The organism is Chitinophaga pinensis (assembly GCF_007896845.1).
GTDB lineage: Bacteria > Bacteroidota > Bacteroidia > Chitinophagales > Chitinophagaceae > Chitinophaga > Chitinophaga pinensis_C.
In genome coordinates, this window is sequence record NZ_VOHS01000002.1 from 55630 (window position 1) to 70615 (window position 14986).

General features: G+C 45.8%; 14 protein-coding genes. 3 read left to right on the forward strand and 11 right to left on the reverse strand.

The window, feature by feature from the left end; all coding sequences use genetic code 11:
* Window positions 1-79 precede the first annotated feature (79 nt).
* From FEF09_RS02190 to FEF09_RS02240, 11 genes are all read right to left on the reverse strand, one after another.
* Window positions 80-1138 (reverse strand): beta-ketoacyl synthase chain length factor, encoded by a 1059-nt coding sequence (locus FEF09_RS02190; protein ID WP_186774162.1) that lies wholly within the window; start codon window positions 1136-1138, stop codon window positions 80-82.
* Window positions 1139-1154: 16 nt separating this feature from the next.
* Window positions 1155-2369 (reverse strand): beta-ketoacyl-[acyl-carrier-protein] synthase family protein, encoded by a 1215-nt coding sequence (locus tag FEF09_RS02195; protein ID WP_146303470.1) that lies wholly within the window; start codon window positions 2367-2369, stop codon window positions 1155-1157.
* Between the two features lie 12 nt (window positions 2370-2381).
* Window positions 2382-2639 (reverse strand): phosphopantetheine-binding protein, encoded by a 258-nt coding sequence (locus tag FEF09_RS02200; protein WP_012794409.1) that lies wholly within the window; start codon window positions 2637-2639, stop codon window positions 2382-2384.
* Window positions 2640-2776: 137 nt separating this feature from the next.
* Window positions 2777-4066 carry an ABC transporter permease gene (locus FEF09_RS02205; RefSeq protein ID WP_146303471.1) on the reverse strand — a complete coding sequence of 430 codons (1290 nt, stop codon included), beginning with the start codon at window positions 4064-4066 and terminating at the stop codon, window positions 2777-2779.
* Between the two features lie 10 nt (window positions 4067-4076).
* The gene (locus tag FEF09_RS02210) at window positions 4077-4877 is read right to left on the reverse strand and encodes an ABC transporter ATP-binding protein (protein WP_261387295.1); all 801 of its coding nucleotides are present in this window, start codon (window positions 4875-4877) and stop codon (window positions 4077-4079) included.
* Window positions 4823-5848, reverse strand: a complete 1026-nt coding sequence (locus FEF09_RS02215) for a BtrH N-terminal domain-containing protein (RefSeq protein WP_146303472.1) — start codon at window positions 5846-5848, stop codon at window positions 4823-4825. Before FEF09_RS02215 ends, FEF09_RS02210 begins: the two co-directional genes overlap by 55 nt.
* Before the next feature lie 46 nt (window positions 5849-5894).
* Window positions 5895-6293, reverse strand: a complete 399-nt coding sequence (locus FEF09_RS02220; protein WP_146303473.1) for a hypothetical protein — start codon at window positions 6291-6293, stop codon at window positions 5895-5897.
* A gap of 196 nt (window positions 6294-6489) precedes the next feature.
* A complete protein-coding gene (locus tag FEF09_RS02225; protein ID WP_012794414.1) occupies window positions 6490-7626 on the reverse strand; it encodes a beta-ketoacyl-ACP synthase III in 1137 nt (378 codons plus the stop codon).
* 299 nt (window positions 7627-7925) lie between these two features.
* The gene (locus FEF09_RS02230; RefSeq protein WP_146303474.1) at window positions 7926-8783 is read right to left on the reverse strand and encodes a dialkylrecorsinol condensing enzyme; all 858 of its coding nucleotides are present in this window, start codon (window positions 8781-8783) and stop codon (window positions 7926-7928) included.
* Window positions 8784-9186: 403 nt separating this feature from the next.
* Window positions 9187-9855, reverse strand: coding sequence for a class I SAM-dependent methyltransferase (locus FEF09_RS02235; protein WP_146303475.1), 669 nt, complete (start codon window positions 9853-9855; stop codon window positions 9187-9189).
* A 126-nt stretch (window positions 9856-9981) separates the two neighbouring features.
* Window positions 9982-10701, reverse strand: coding sequence for a head GIN domain-containing protein (locus FEF09_RS02240; protein ID WP_146303476.1), 720 nt, complete (start codon window positions 10699-10701; stop codon window positions 9982-9984).
* A gap of 135 nt (window positions 10702-10836) precedes the next feature.
* Between FEF09_RS02240 and guaA the strand changes: the two genes are divergently transcribed.
* The 3 genes from guaA (at window position 10837) to FEF09_RS02255 (ending at window position 14986) form a co-directional block, all read left to right on the forward strand.
* Window positions 10837-12375, forward strand: coding sequence for a glutamine-hydrolyzing GMP synthase (gene guaA, locus FEF09_RS02245; RefSeq protein ID WP_146303477.1), 1539 nt, complete (start codon window positions 10837-10839; stop codon window positions 12373-12375).
* A 115-nt stretch (window positions 12376-12490) separates the two neighbouring features.
* Window positions 12491-13813, forward strand: a complete 1323-nt coding sequence (locus tag FEF09_RS02250; protein ID WP_186774163.1) for an ABC transporter substrate-binding protein — start codon at window positions 12491-12493, stop codon at window positions 13811-13813.
* A gap of 147 nt (window positions 13814-13960) precedes the next feature.
* Window positions 13961-14986: a ligase-associated DNA damage response exonuclease gene (locus FEF09_RS02255; RefSeq protein WP_146303479.1), complete on the forward strand. Its 1026-nt coding sequence runs from the start codon at window positions 13961-13963 to the stop codon at window positions 14984-14986.

Consider the following 14986-nt stretch of genomic DNA (forward strand, 5'->3'; position numbering starts at 1 on the left):
TGCCTGTCGTTATAAAGGAAAAGCGGCGTCCATCAATGTGGACGCCGCTTTTCCTTTATAACGACTTTTAAAATCTTTTTTAACCTTTAATGCTGACTGTCTGATCAACTTTCTGCAACAGCATAAAGCTATGTTGCTCTCCAAAGAAATGATTATAGATCAAAATATTTCTCAGACTTCGCGGCTGTTCTTTCAGCATCGGAAACCATTGCAGGGGCACCTGTTGCTGTTTTAAGAAAGATGCGCCCAACCATAATGCAAAAGCAGCTGCTGTTTCATAATCTCCGCAAAGATGTTTGAAAGGCAATTGTGTACCCAAAGCATAACTGTTCAATACATCGTAGTAATGCTGGTGATTGCTATCCGCATTTGCACCGCTCAGCACCAGATCAATATCTTCCGGTTGTACGCCATGTTGGGTCAGGAATTGACCTAATGCGTGCTGTAATTTTTCGGGAGATGGTTTGTATAACATCTGCAGTCCGCTTAATTGTGCATAACTCTGTGCGGTAGCTTCCTGCGTCAGTAAGAAGAATGCAGCTCCTTCGCCAGAAATTGTACCGGGAGAAACATGCTCATACAATGTATCACTGGAAATCGTTTCCTTCTTCCAATGTCCTATTCTGCCTTTAATGAAAAAATGCTCGGTAGTGATTTCATCGAATGCGCCTGCCAATACATCCGGCTTACCTTCTGATAACAACAACATACTGTCCAGCAACGCATGTTCAAAAGAGAAGCCACGATGTACAAATGTATTGTTGTACTGTGTACATTTCTGTTGTAATGCGATCAATCCGTTGACGGCGTTGTAAGTAGATTGAATAAAAGGTGTGGGATTAAGCGCACGTTCTTCGAAGTCGCGTATTTCCTTGATGAAACGTTCTGTATCCTGCAGACTCCCTTTGCCGGTACCGGTTACGATAGCGCCGGGAACAGCCACAGCAGCGTCCTGCAAACATTTCAGGGAAGCGGCCAATCCCATTTTCAGCACGCGTGTCATACGACGCAGGCTGTTGGGCGCAATAAATGCACGGTAATCCGGTTCCACACAGGAAAGCATATTTCCCTGGGTCACGGCCATTGGCTGCGACAGCAGATCTCCATCAAACGTATGCTGGGGAGATATTGCAGCCATTCCTTGTATGTAACACTTACCCTTCATATTTGCTGATCAGCAAAGAGGCATTGTTGCCCCCAAAGCCGAATGAGTTGGATAACACATGACGCACCGGATAATTTTCCAGCAGACTGGTTTCCGGTGTGATGTATAATTCCTCCATTTTGTCTTTAAAATGGAGATTAGGAAATATTAACTGATGTTGGATCGCCAATACGGAATAGATGGCTTCTATACCGCCGGCTGCGGCCAGTGTATGACCGGTAAAAGGTTTCGTACTGCTGAACTTAGGCGTCTGCTCTCCGAATAAACGCTGTAAAGCCATGCCTTCTGCCACATCATTGCTGAGCGTAGCAGTGCCGTGTACATTTACATACTGGATATCCGCAGGTACACATCCGCCCATTTCCATCGCGCTTTTCATAGCGGCATAGGCGCCATCCCCTTCGGGAGAAGGAGCTGTAGGATGAAAGGCTTCATTGGTGTTGGCATAACCATCTAATGCAGCCAGAATTGTTGCATTGCGCTCTTTTACCAGAGATTCGCTTTCCAGCACGAGATAAGCTGCTCCTTCACCCAGATTCAGTCCGTTACGGTCCTGATCAAAAGGCATACAGGGGCGTTTATCAATATTCTTGAGTGAATTGAAACCATTGATGGTAAAACGGGTCAGCGCTTCGGTACCACCGCATATTACGCGGCGTGCTAAACCAGCTTTGATCAGTCTGGCGCCATACATCAACGCATTCGCAGAAGAAGAACAGGCCGTACTGATGGTGGCAATATGCCCTTCTATGCCAACAGTATCAGCGATGCGCTGGGTACAATCGGCACAATCAAGGGTATCAATAAATCTGATGAAATCTCCTGTTTTGGCAGGATCGGCAATATCAAAATAAACATTCTCGGTATCACACATTCCACCTACGGTAGAAGCATTGATAAAACCGGTCAGTTCATCCTGTACATTGGTAATACCTGCATGACGTAAAGCTTCCTGCATCGCAATCAGTCCCAGCAAAGCAGTGCGGGTATAGCCTTCTTTTCCGGCTACACCTGCTATTTCACTGAGTTCCGGCGTAGTATGCTTTACCTCCGCTACGGGTAATACATCTTTATAAATAGTGGTCAGCTGTCTGGTGTAATCCAGACCGCTCTGTTGCGCACGCAGACTTTGGAGATTGCCGGCAACATCATCACCTACGGCGGTGATCATCCCTACTCCTGTTATAAACACACGTTCCGCCATGCCGGGTACTGCTTACGCAGGTTGTTTGGATTGAATGAATTCTGCCATGGATTGTACAGATTGCAAAATCTTTCTTCCTTCGCGTGGATCTTCAACTTTAATCTGATAATATCTTTCCAGTAATACCATCAGTTCCAGGGAATCAATACTGTCAAGTCCAAGACCATCGCCAAACAATGGCGCATTATCATCAATGTCTTCAGGACGGGTATCCTGCAGATTCAACGCTTCAATAATCTGAACTTTCAATTTTTGTTTTAACTCTTCCATAGTTTGTTGCAGGTTTATACTTCCATCTTATTTTCAGGAAGCCCGGGCCTCCATGAGCAATTTTTTTGCCAGGGTAGCCGTAAAAATACAGTTTTACCGTCAATAGTCAATGTGTGGCTTCTTCACACACTATTTCATCAGCTGAGTCTTCTTTTCTCAATGGTTGCTGCTATACATAAGAGTACTGTTGCAAACACAACCAGCTTACCCACATCGCCCCATATGTGACTCACCCCCACATTTCTCAGATAAATATCATTGATCGCATCCAGTCCCCAGCTCAGGGGAGATAAATGTCCTATCAGTTGCATATGTGGTGGCATGATCTCCAGCGGAATCCAGATACCACCGATGGCGGAAAGGATCACGATAGAAATAGCACCGAAGTTCAACGCCTGATTAGGCGTTTTAAACACTGTACCTACCAGTATACCATAAGAGGTAGCTGCCAGTCCGATACCTACAGCTACAACAAATGCGGCCAGAAAACTTTGTCCGAGTGTCAGCTGTGGCAATCCCAGTAATGGCAACAGATAAATACCTACCTGCATCATCAGATAGAACTGTACCACACAGACGCCTACAAAGAACAGCATCTTTCCTGCCAGAATGGCGAGATAAGAACCGGGAATCAGTTTCATCCGCAGCATACTGCCATCTTCTCTTTCCCTGATCATATTACCTGCGATCGGAATCACGATGAAGAACATCGCAAAGATGCTCCATGCAGGTACGTTATGCTGTACAGAATTGGAGATCACATCGAGTTCTTCTGAGGGTCCTGTCAGTTGTTCTTTTAATCCGACAGCCTTCAGTTGTATGTTCATGGAATCATTCTCTTCTGCTACATCTTTTCTCTTCAGTTGTTTCTTAATTCTTTCCAGTAACATATCTGTTTCCACCTGCGTCAGGAAATTATCCAGCGCCTGATGGATAGCACTTTTAAACGCTTTTTTGGAAGCAGGATCAAAATACACGGTTACATGCAAAGAATCTTTCCTGTTACCAACAGGCAATACATCGGGCATACCCATTCTGCGGGAAATATCATTCACGATCCTGTTGGCATTGCTGACAATCGCGCCGGTAGCGCCTTTCGGAATGATAATACAGATCTGATAGTTTCCTTCATTCACAAGTGCTCTGGCCTGTTGCTCCGTTACCGGCGCACCATGTACTGAATCTATTACTCTGAACTGGCTTGTTTGTCCCAGTCCTTCTTTAATATATTTTCCAAGACGTCCTCCATCATTATCCACTGTAAGGATATCAAACTTCAGCTCCTGATAATCACGGAAAGGCGCATCTTCTATCAATGCCATTACGGTGATCAATACAACCGGCATTGCAAAGAGCAGGGTCAACCCTGTTCTGTCGCGTAACAGTAACAACCATTCTTTCCGTATAGTAGCCAGTAATCGTAACATCCGGTTTTTATTAGTCTCTTAATGCATGTCCTGTGTAATGCAGGAACACGTCTTCCAGATTACGGCAATCGTCATGCCTTGCAATCAGTTCTGCTGTGCCGCCTTGTACCACTGCCTTTCCTTCATCGATGATCACCACTTCGCTACAGATGGTTTGTGCTTCATCCAGCAGATGCGAAGTATAAACAATACTTACACCCTGCTGATTATATTCACGCAGGAATTGCAGGATCATGGTGCGCGATTGTACATCCACACCAGCAGTCGGTTCGTCCAGTATCAGTAAACGGGGCTGGTGTAAGATGGCTGCGATGATATTGGTACGGCGTTTCATACCACCGGAATAATGATGCACCTGTTTATGGCCTGCTTTTTCCAGTCCGAACGCTTGCAGGTACTGATCGATAAGACTACGCAGAGGCTTACCTTTCAGTCCGTACAGGTTACCGAAATACTCGAGGTTTTCAATTGCTGTAAGGTGTGGAAACAAGGCGATCTGCTGTGGTACTACACCTATCAGCTTTTTGATCGCTTCACGGTTGGCGGTATTCTGCGCCTGATCAAATATCTGTACCTGACCAGCATCTGCTTTTACCAATCCGCATAAGATGGATATTGTAGTCGTCTTCCCCGCTCCGTTAGGTCCAAGTAACCCAACAATACTTCCTTCGGGGAAGCTGAATGAAAGGCCTTTCAGAGATGGTTCCAGCGCTCCTTTATATGTTTTGTGCAGATCCTGCACCAGCATGCTGGTCATTATAATTTCACTTTCGACAATTTCCGGAATAATACTTCTTCCTCTGCTGCGCATTGCATCAGCATTTCACTCAGTTCGCCATATGATACATTATTCGCGCTTCTGCTCTTACATACGCGGCCTGCATTGAATGCGAAAGTGCGCCAGGTATCACCGATACGGGTCAGCTCCGCTGACAGTTCAGATAATTCATCTCTTCTGAGAATACCGGCTGCTTCCTGTAAGAAGGCGGCGTACATGAAACGGAAGCCTGCGCCACCGGTGCCTATTTCTTCCTGCATACGGATAATATTCCCGAGGTATAAAACGGCTTTTCTGTCTCCGACTTTCTCCGGATAATACTTCAGTCTTTTGGCGAGGAAGCGCATACCTTTTACACCAAACATCGGCAGAGGGATATTCAGCATATCACTGCATGCCTGTTTGATCCCATCACGGATCGGTTGTGCAAAAGATACTTCTTTTGGTACATCAACCGGATAATACATCTTTCCTTTAGGAGCGGGAAATCCTTTTGCAAAGCGGGCTTCCGCAAGGCTTTTTGGATCGATCTCTGTTACATGCTCCATAATAGGATCGCTGATGAGATAGTTACCGCCTTCCTTTCCATAAGCGACCAGATTATGGGCGTTGAAATGGAAACGATAAGCCGGCGGGAAATATGGAAGGTAGTATACGCTGGATAACAGCCCTACAGGTCTGCCCTGTTCCAGTACGCGGTCCAGTGCTTCCATTCCTTTCTGAGGACTGGAGAAGCTCTGTGAGGCTATCTTCACACCGAGGCGTTTGCTGACTCTTTTGAAGATCGCCCCCGGTACCACACGGTAAGTTGTACCCGGCACACCGTTCACTTTTACGAAGGGCAGGTGACCAAAGAAGATACCAGCACCGATACCGAATGCCATCGGCTCACTGATCTCTAATCCGTAGTGACGGAATATATTGGAAATGACCCCACTCTCACAGTGAGCTGTCTGCGCGTGATGAAACTGCGTATCACTCATAACTTCCAGAACCTCATCCATTTTGGGTAATAATTTATATTGATTGGGCCGGCGGGGCCGGCGCTGCTTATTTAATGTTTTGCAATTCCTGCACTGTGATCTTAAATGCTGCTGCATATTTCCGCAGCATACTATCACCGAGTTTGTTAAATACGGCCGGTTTCATATGCCGTTTTACCTGCCATTGAAACTTACCTACGTAGCTGGCCAGTAAGGGTAAGTCCATGATGGTTTTTTCCATGTAGTATGCCACCGGACTGATTTCGCCGGCCAGCACACGGGCACGGGCCTGTTGCACACGTTCATTGATTTCTTCCCACGCCTGTTGCATAGCGACGTTTTCAGGTTCCCAGCCTACGCTGGTTACCGGTACGTACTGGCCTGCATTGTCAGTCGCGTAGAACAACTGCTTGAAACTGCCTTCATGCATGTTGTTACCATCCTGGGGAACATCTTCTTTTTTCATGTGTCTGCACTTTATGAGAAAAGGAGCTAGCGCTCCTTTTCAATGAGGAATCAGGAATGATGAATCAGCAATTAATTCAGCAATTGCATCACTTAGTATAAATGGTCTTGCCATTTTAATAGTCAATGAAGTGAAGGTAACAGATTAAAACTACCGCCAATCCCTGATTCCTGATTCCTGATTATAAATAGTCTGATTATACTACTGTAATGTGTGCATATGCATACGAGAATCTTGCGCTTTCCGGCACCATCATCACAATTGTCTGGCCTTTCTTCAGCATATCATTGTTCAGCAGTTCTTCCAGCATCAGATAAGGAGAAGCGGTACCTACGTTACCTACTTTTGTCAGGTTGGTAAACCATTTTTCCTGTGGGATAGGTACGCCGAGGCGGGTGATCTCTTCATCAATTTTAAAGCGGAAGAATTCTGATGACAGGTGCGGCAGGAAGTAGTCCAGTTTGTCGAGGTCGATATTGTAACGTTCTACCAGTTCTTTCCACATTTTAGCACCTGAAGGAACGATGTTAGCGCCCAGCAGGCGGGTATCCTGTTTAAAGGAGAACACGCTGTGCTGTGCCCATTCGTCTGGCGTCATATCGATCCAGCCTGTAGTGCTGCCATCTTCATTTTTGATGGAACCTGCATACATACAGGTTTCCAGTTCGTGTGCATAGGAGGCAATTTCTACCCAGTCTACACGCAGGGACAGGCCCTCTTCGTTTGGTTTATCCTGGAACAGGGCTGCACTGGCGCCATCGGACAGCATCCAGCGAAGAAAATCTTTTTCGAAAGCAATGATGGGATTACTTTCCAGTTGCTTCAGGTTTTCAGCTTCGGGTTCGAATTTTTCTGCCAGCATCCAGCTGGAGAATTTTTCAGAACCGGAGCTAACGGCATTGTTGGTGTTACCACATTTGATGGACATCCAGGCATATTTAAATGCCTGCATACCAGCGGCACATGCACCTGTAGCAGCGATCAGTTCAACCGGCTGGCATTTCAGCAAACCATGCACCATAGCGGCGTGGTTTGGCAGCAGCTGATCAGGAGAAGTAGTTCCGCAAGCCAGTAGTTGCAATTGGCTCAGGGGGAATTTATCGTCAAACAGACTGTTTACAGCCGTGGCTGTCATTTCAGCATTTGAGTGAGTAGATTTACCTTCTTTATCCAGTGAATAATAACGGGTTTTGATTTTATTATTTCCCAGAATTCTCAAACGGGCACGGGAAGGCTTTCCGTCCACCAGGCCCAAAATGCTTTCCATTTCATCATTCCCTACAGGCTCATTTGGCAAAAACTTAGCTAGCCTTGTAATATAAACTTCCTTCATTTGAAATAGATTCCTGTTTTATTATAAGTAGATGCCCATCCTCCATTTAAAGACTGGCTGTTGATTATTAACCTTTTATATTTCCATTGCAGGCTCCACGGTCTTTCAGCTGATAGGTCATTCCATCTCGGTTATGTCAATTACTCAAATGTCCGGTTTGCCCCTTTTTACGACTTTTTCACACACAAACGCCCGTAAATATAGAATACTCTACGGAAATTACCGTAAAACAGTCGTTTACATGTTGTCCCCTTTCAATAATTGTGCATAATTATGATCACATGACCAATCCCGAAGACTTAGCGCAGATGTATTCCTTTATAGTATTTTACATCTTCCTGGAGCTTACCCTTATTTAACGCGAGTTTGAATATGGATGTTATCTTGGCCATAGGAGATAATACGAATATGCCGATCAGCAGTAATCCTCTGTACATCGATACTCTGCCCTGACGTTCTTTGGCGCCCGGACCACCTTTCGCACTGATGAATTTTGACCAGTAGCGGAATGCCCTGATGCCTCTGTCTTCCAGCAGGATCAGGTTTGGTAGCAGGTCTACAGCGCCCAGTTCCAGCAAGCGGGGTTGTAATGCGTCCCACTGACGGTCTTCCAATACTTTAGCGATCGGTTCTGCAAAACGTACGGATTCAACAATATCAGCTTCCTGTACACCTGCAGGTGGTAGCAGGGCGGTTGCTTCTTTCTTTCCTTTGAACTGCCATCTCAATACCGTGATCAGGGCGACAAGGTTAGGCGATTTATCCACAAGTACAATGTTGCCTACCAGATGTGCACCTGCCTTATGCAGATATTCCTTTACTCTTTCCTGCGCGTTCAGCCACATATTACGACATCCCATCAGAGTGATCACAGGTTTACCTTTCAGCAAACGTGCTGCTGATTCACTCTGCAAAAATGCTGCCGTAGGCTGTGATGGAGACAGGAACCAGGGTTGATAAGCCAGGATAACAAGATCAAAGTGCTCATCCGGGTTCACTTTCAGAGGAGCAATGGCACCCGGTTTTCCTAATACCGTTTCTGGCATCGTATCGTAGAAAACCTGCTTTTTCCATGGGAACTCAAATGGTTTCACTGGTTTTAATTCTTCGTATACGATGGTTGCTTTATCCTGTAAAGGGCCTAATACCGTATCCACGATTCGCTTTAATTGACCTGTTTGCGTGTAATATACAACCAGGATCTTAGGTCGTTCAATCATAAAAGGAATAGGAGGTTCAACAATTGAAGCCGTAAACTTACGAAAAACAACTGTAGGTAAAAGATATTTTTTTGTTATATGAATCGCTGTCGTCCTTAATAAAAATGCCCGCCGGAAGGTGTTGACACTTTCCGGCGGGCCGTAAATTATAAAGAAGTAATTAATTATCTGCTATCGGATCATCAGCTTTTCGCTGTGTCTTGTGCCCTAGCCAGGTACTGCCATATCCTCTGCATTCGTTTACAGCAGTACCGTGGCCAAAGGACTTAATAAGTTGTATAACAGTCACAAAGATGCTGAAAGATGCTATCTGAACCGTATTATAAATGTTAAAGAGTACTTAAATTTTAATTCCCCGTAAACAAATATTCTCCAGTTGAACAGTAGCTCCGCCACCCTGCGGTGTTTTAGCTTCTTCCGTTGCTGTTATTACTTCAGCTACTTTAAACCCATTTTTCTGTAAGAGGGCTTCTGCTTCTTCTACATTATATAAAGTAAATCCGTGCGCACTGAATGGCAACTGCATCATAGACTCCGCTGAGCGGATAGCCAGTATCAGTTCTCCGCCTGTTTCCAGTACCCGGTATATGGCCCTGAGTGCCACAGCAGGATCGTCCCAGAAGTACAACACATTCGCAGCGAATACCTTTGTGAAGGAAGCATCTGCAAAAGGCATGGCTTCCGCTTTCCCGAGGTGCAGTTCCACAGTACCATTTACGATACGTGCATCATTTGCACGGGTAGCCTCTTCTACCATCAGATCTGACATATCCAGTCCCGTATAGCGGATAGCTGCTTCTTTTTCAAATAATGCGGGAATGAAATAACCATTCCCAAAACCAATTTCCAGTACCCTGTCCTGCGGTTTGAGTCCCAGAAAATCGAGTACCATATTATATAATGCGGCATTGGACTTATTCATAGCCAATCCTACCTTAATGCCGTCTTCACCTGCCGGCTCGCGCAGCTGACGTGCTACATCTGCTGCATTCATTGCTGGTTTTTCCATTGTATCGCTATTAATGAATAATGAGTTATTAACATTCCTGTCCCTTTTCGCTTAAAAAGCAAAAGCCAGACAGGCTATCACGTTGTACGCTACCCTGTCTGGCTTCCTTATTAAAATTTGTCGCTGTTAATCTTTGTGTACTGACCCTGAGCCGGCAATACTGGAGGTGACCTCCGGACTTCCTTTATAGCTCACGTCTCCTGATCCTACAATCTTTGCATTCAGTTTCAGGCTGGCGTGCACATCTGCATTACCACTACCGGCGATCGTCACTTTCGTGTTTTCTGTATGCAGCTCTGCGCCTTCAAAATTACCGCTTCCAGCCATACTAACCTCGAGATCTTTTGTTTCGCCTGTCAGTTTGATGTCGCCGGAACCGGCAGAAGAAGCGATCACCCGTGGGCTGTTCACTGCTGCCACCACATTACCCGCGCCAGTCAGCTTAAAGCGTACCGGCTCGGAATTTTCCAGAGTATTGGTCACCACGATATTGCCACTGCCCGACAGAGACAGCTGATACACATCGGGGGCTGTTATTTTTATCTTGATGCCATGATGAGACTTAATAGAAACATCGTCTTTCAGATCTACTACCAGCTCGTCATCATGTACGTTCAGTTCTATATATGGCAGGATGTTGTCATCCGCCTCAATAATGGCTGCCTGAGCAGGTCCCTGCGTAAATTCCACATCCATAGACCCTTTCAGGGCTACTTTGCTATACGAGCCTGTAACTGAACGGGTTTCCGTAGAGACGTTACCGCTGCCTTTGAGGCGAGGGCCGCCGCAGCTCTGCAGGACAAACAATAGAAGGGCAAATCCTGAAACATAAAGGACTTTTTTCATGCTGGTTGATATTTAGTTGAGTTTTAAAATGGCGATTAAAAAACATGTGTTACACGAATATAAGAACAAACCCTTACAGACTATTCGCATTTTCAAACTTGGGATTTCGTATTTGGCCGTTATCTTTGCACCACCATGACAGAAAAGATACTTATACTCGACTTTGGTTCCCAGTACACGCAGCTGATTGCACGCAGTATCAGGGAGTTGAACATTTATTGTGAGATCAAGCCTTGTCTCGCACCTATTCAGTGGGATGACACGGTGAAAGGCATTATTCTTTCCGGTAGTCCGTTTTCCGTAAACGATGCCGGTGCTCCAACCGTTGACATTGCTGCCATGGCGGCAAAAGTACCGGTACTGGGTGTGTGCTACGGCGCTCAGCTGACAGCCAAAGTATTTGGCGGCGAAGTGGCTAAAAGCTCCATCCGTGAATACGGTCGTGCCTTTATGGACCACGGAAACAAGGAAGAAAAGCTCCTGTATGATATCTCTTCCCGTAGCCAGGTATGGATGAGCCACTCAGATACCATCGTCAGGATGCCTGAAGGTTTTGAGATCATCGCACATACCGACAACATCCCGGTAGCTGCTTTCAAATCTGAAACAGTTGCCAAACACCCGATCCTGGGTCTGCAGTTCCACCCGGAAGTAACGCATTCACTGGAAGGTAAACAGTTGCTGCGCAACTTTCTGGTACACATCTGTGGATGTACACAGGACTGGACACCAGCAGCTTTTGTACAGGAAACGATCGACAAGATCAAAGCACAGGTAGGCAATAAGAAAGTAGTAATGGCGCTGAGCGGTGGTGTTGACTCCACTGTAGCGGCAGAACTGATCCATAAAGCCATCGGTAGCAACCTGTATTGCATATTCGTGGATAACGGCCTGCTCCGTAAAAACGAATTTGAAAACGTACTGGATTCCTATAAACATATGGGTCTGAACGTAAAGGGCGTAAACGCAAAAGATCTCTTCTACGGAGAACTGAATGGCGTGAGCGATCCTGAGAAGAAGCGTAAGATCATTGGCCGTCTGTTCATCGAGGTATTCCAGCAGGAAGCCAACCTCCTGAAAGACATCTCCTTCCTTGGTCAGGGTACTATCTATCCTGATGTGATCGAGTCTGTTTCTGTAAATGGTCCTTCCGTTACAATCAAATCTCACCACAACGTAGGTGGTTTACCAGAGAAAATGAACATGGGACTGGTTGAGCCTCTGCGTTTCCTCTTCAAAGATGAAGTAAGACGTGTAGGTCGCGAGATCGGTATCAGTGAAATATTCCTCGGCCGTCATCCTTTCCCGGGTCCCGGTCTGGCTATCCGTATCCTCGGTGAAATCACGCCGGAGAAGGTAGCGATGCTGCAGGAAGCAGACGCGGTATATATCGACGGACTGCGTGAAGCAGAACTCTATGATAAAGTATGGCAGGCAGGTACGATCCTGTTGCCGGTACAGAGCGTAGGTGTGATGGGAGATGAGAGAACGTACGAATTCACTGTTGCACTCCGTGCCGTGACTTCTGTAGATGGTATGACTGCCGACTGGGCACATCTGCCATATGAGTTCCTCGCAAAAATGTCTAATGATATTATCAATAAAGTGAAAGGGATTAACCGTGTGGTGTACGATATCAGTTCAAAACCGCCGGCTACCATCGAATGGGAATAAAGCCTTTACACCGTATTTAGAAACGCTTAATGCTGAGGCACTTATACATTTGAGCCGCGGCATTAAGCGTTTCTTATGCTGTATACAGGAACGATTTTTGTAATTAATGATCGCTATGAGTAAATCCAAAATATGCAGTCTGACAGTCACTGCCTGTGCACTGACCGTCCTGCTGTCTGCCTGTTCGCTGTTCAAGAGCAGCACCAGCAGCCCTACTGCCCCGCCAACAACTGTCACAAAGCCTAAAGAGGAAGAGAAGAAAAAGGAAGAGAAAAAGAAGGAAGAAAAAGCAGCACCATTTAATGTACCTGCCTTTGCCCGGGAAGTAAAAAAAGATGTGTATAATGTTGCACTCTTCGCTCCCCTCTATCTTGATTCTGTATTCACCAATGGTACCGAAATCCCCGGTCGTACACTGCCACGCTATGTGCTGTCAGGCCTTGATTTTTATGAAGGTGCACAGCTTGCGCTGGATAGCCTGCAACAGCAGGGGGTGAAACTCAATGTATTCGTTTATGACAGTAAATCCAGAACACATGATATCGGTGATCTGAAGAAAAATAAAGCTTTTGATAATACTGACCTGATCATTGCAGCAGTAAGCGCACCTGAAATTCAGGAACTCAGTAATATCGCGAAAGACAAACAAATCAATCTGGTATCTGCCACCTATCCGAATGACGGCGGTATCTCCGAAAATCCGTTCCTGCTGATCACCAACAGCATGCTGAGAACACACGGAGAAGCCCTGCACCGTTATCTGCAGGAGGCATTCTCCAACAAGAATATCCTGCTGTTCCATAAGAATAGTCCTTTCGAAAAACGCCTTGCAGCTGATTTCAAAGCGGACTATGATAAAATGCAAAGTGGTAAAAAATCACGTATCCGTGAAGTGGTATGGAGTGATGCAATGACTGATAGCGAACTGTCACAGTTCCTGCTCGCCGATCGCCCAAACCTTTGCGTAGTAGCGGCACTGGATGAAACCAATGCAAAAGCCATCCTGCGTAAACTGAGTGTACAGACAGCTACTTATCCTATTCAGGTGTATGGTATGCCTACCTGGGATGTGATGAAGTTCAAAGAACCTGAACTGAAGGATATGCAGATCTACTACACCTCTCCGTATTTCAATGATAAAACGGATGCTTACAGCCGCTATATCACTGATTACTTCAAACGTGTGTACAAATCCCGTCCTTCTGATATGGCTTTCAAAGGATTTGAACTCACCTGGTACTTCGTGAAACAGCTGACTGATAAAGGTGTTTACTTCAACAGTGGTGTCAACGATCCTTCTAAAAAAGTGTTTAATAACTTAAACTATCAGCCGGTATACCTGAAAGAAGGTTCCACCATACCTGATTACTTTGAGAACAAGAACATCAATATTATTCAGAAGAATGACAGTGCAGACGTGAGGATGAATTTCCAGTAAGCATTGTTCTATATATCATTTACATGAAAAGAGTGTGTCTTCCCGGCACACTCTTTTTTTATGTGGTAATAGTTAGCACGCTTGCTATAACTGCCACTGAATGACTAATTTCCCTGTCATTTGCATGAAAATTGTATCATCTTCTATATGCAGGTACTCCAATTCACTGACAAAGGTATTTATTGTCCGGCGGGCGACTTCTACATAGACCCCTGGCAGCCCGTGGAAAGGGCTGTTATCACCCACGCACATTCCGATCACGCCCGTTATGGCAGCAAGCATTATCTCTGTCATCACGACAGCGTTTATTTATTGCAGCTCCGGCTCGGACAGGATATCAGCGTACAGGGGGCGGCCTTTGGTGAAGTGATACGCTATAATGGGGTCAGTATTTCCCTGCATCCTGCCGGTCATATTATCGGCTCCGCACAGGTCAGGGTGCAACAGGGCAATGAAGTGTGGGTGTTCAGCGGGGACTATAAAGTAGAAAATGATGGCATTTCAGGACAATTTGAACCGGTACCCTGTAATACATTCATTACAGAATGCACGTTTGGTCTGCCGATATACAACTGGCAACCGCAAGCGGTTATTTTCAGTAATATCCGGCAGTGGGTACATGACAATCAGGCAGCAGGTAAAAACAGTGTGATCCTTGGATACAGCCTTGGGAAAGCCCAGCGCCTGCTCTACCATTTACGCGATGTGACCGACCAGATCTGGGCACATGGTGCGATCTATATTCCCCATCAGCTGTTGCGTGAGAAAGGCTGGGACCTGCCGGAAATACATCGTATTACACCAGAAACGCCGGCATCAGCCTATAAAAACAATCTCATTATCGGACCACCATCTGCTGCCGATACCTCATGGATGCGGCGGTTCAATCCTTATGCACTCGGTGTATGCAGCGGATGGATGCAGGTACGCGGACATATGCGACGGCGTAATGCAGATGCAGGATTTGCCCTTTCTGATCATGCCGACTGGACAGGGCTCTTACAGGCAGTCAGAGCAACAGGTGCGGAAAAAGTCTATACCACACATGGTTTCAGCAGCGCTTTTGCCCGTTATCTGACTGAAAATGGTATTCCTGCGCAGGAAGTAAAGACTGAATACGGTGATACCGACGAAGAACTGAATATACCGGAAACGACTTCCAATGAGCAATAA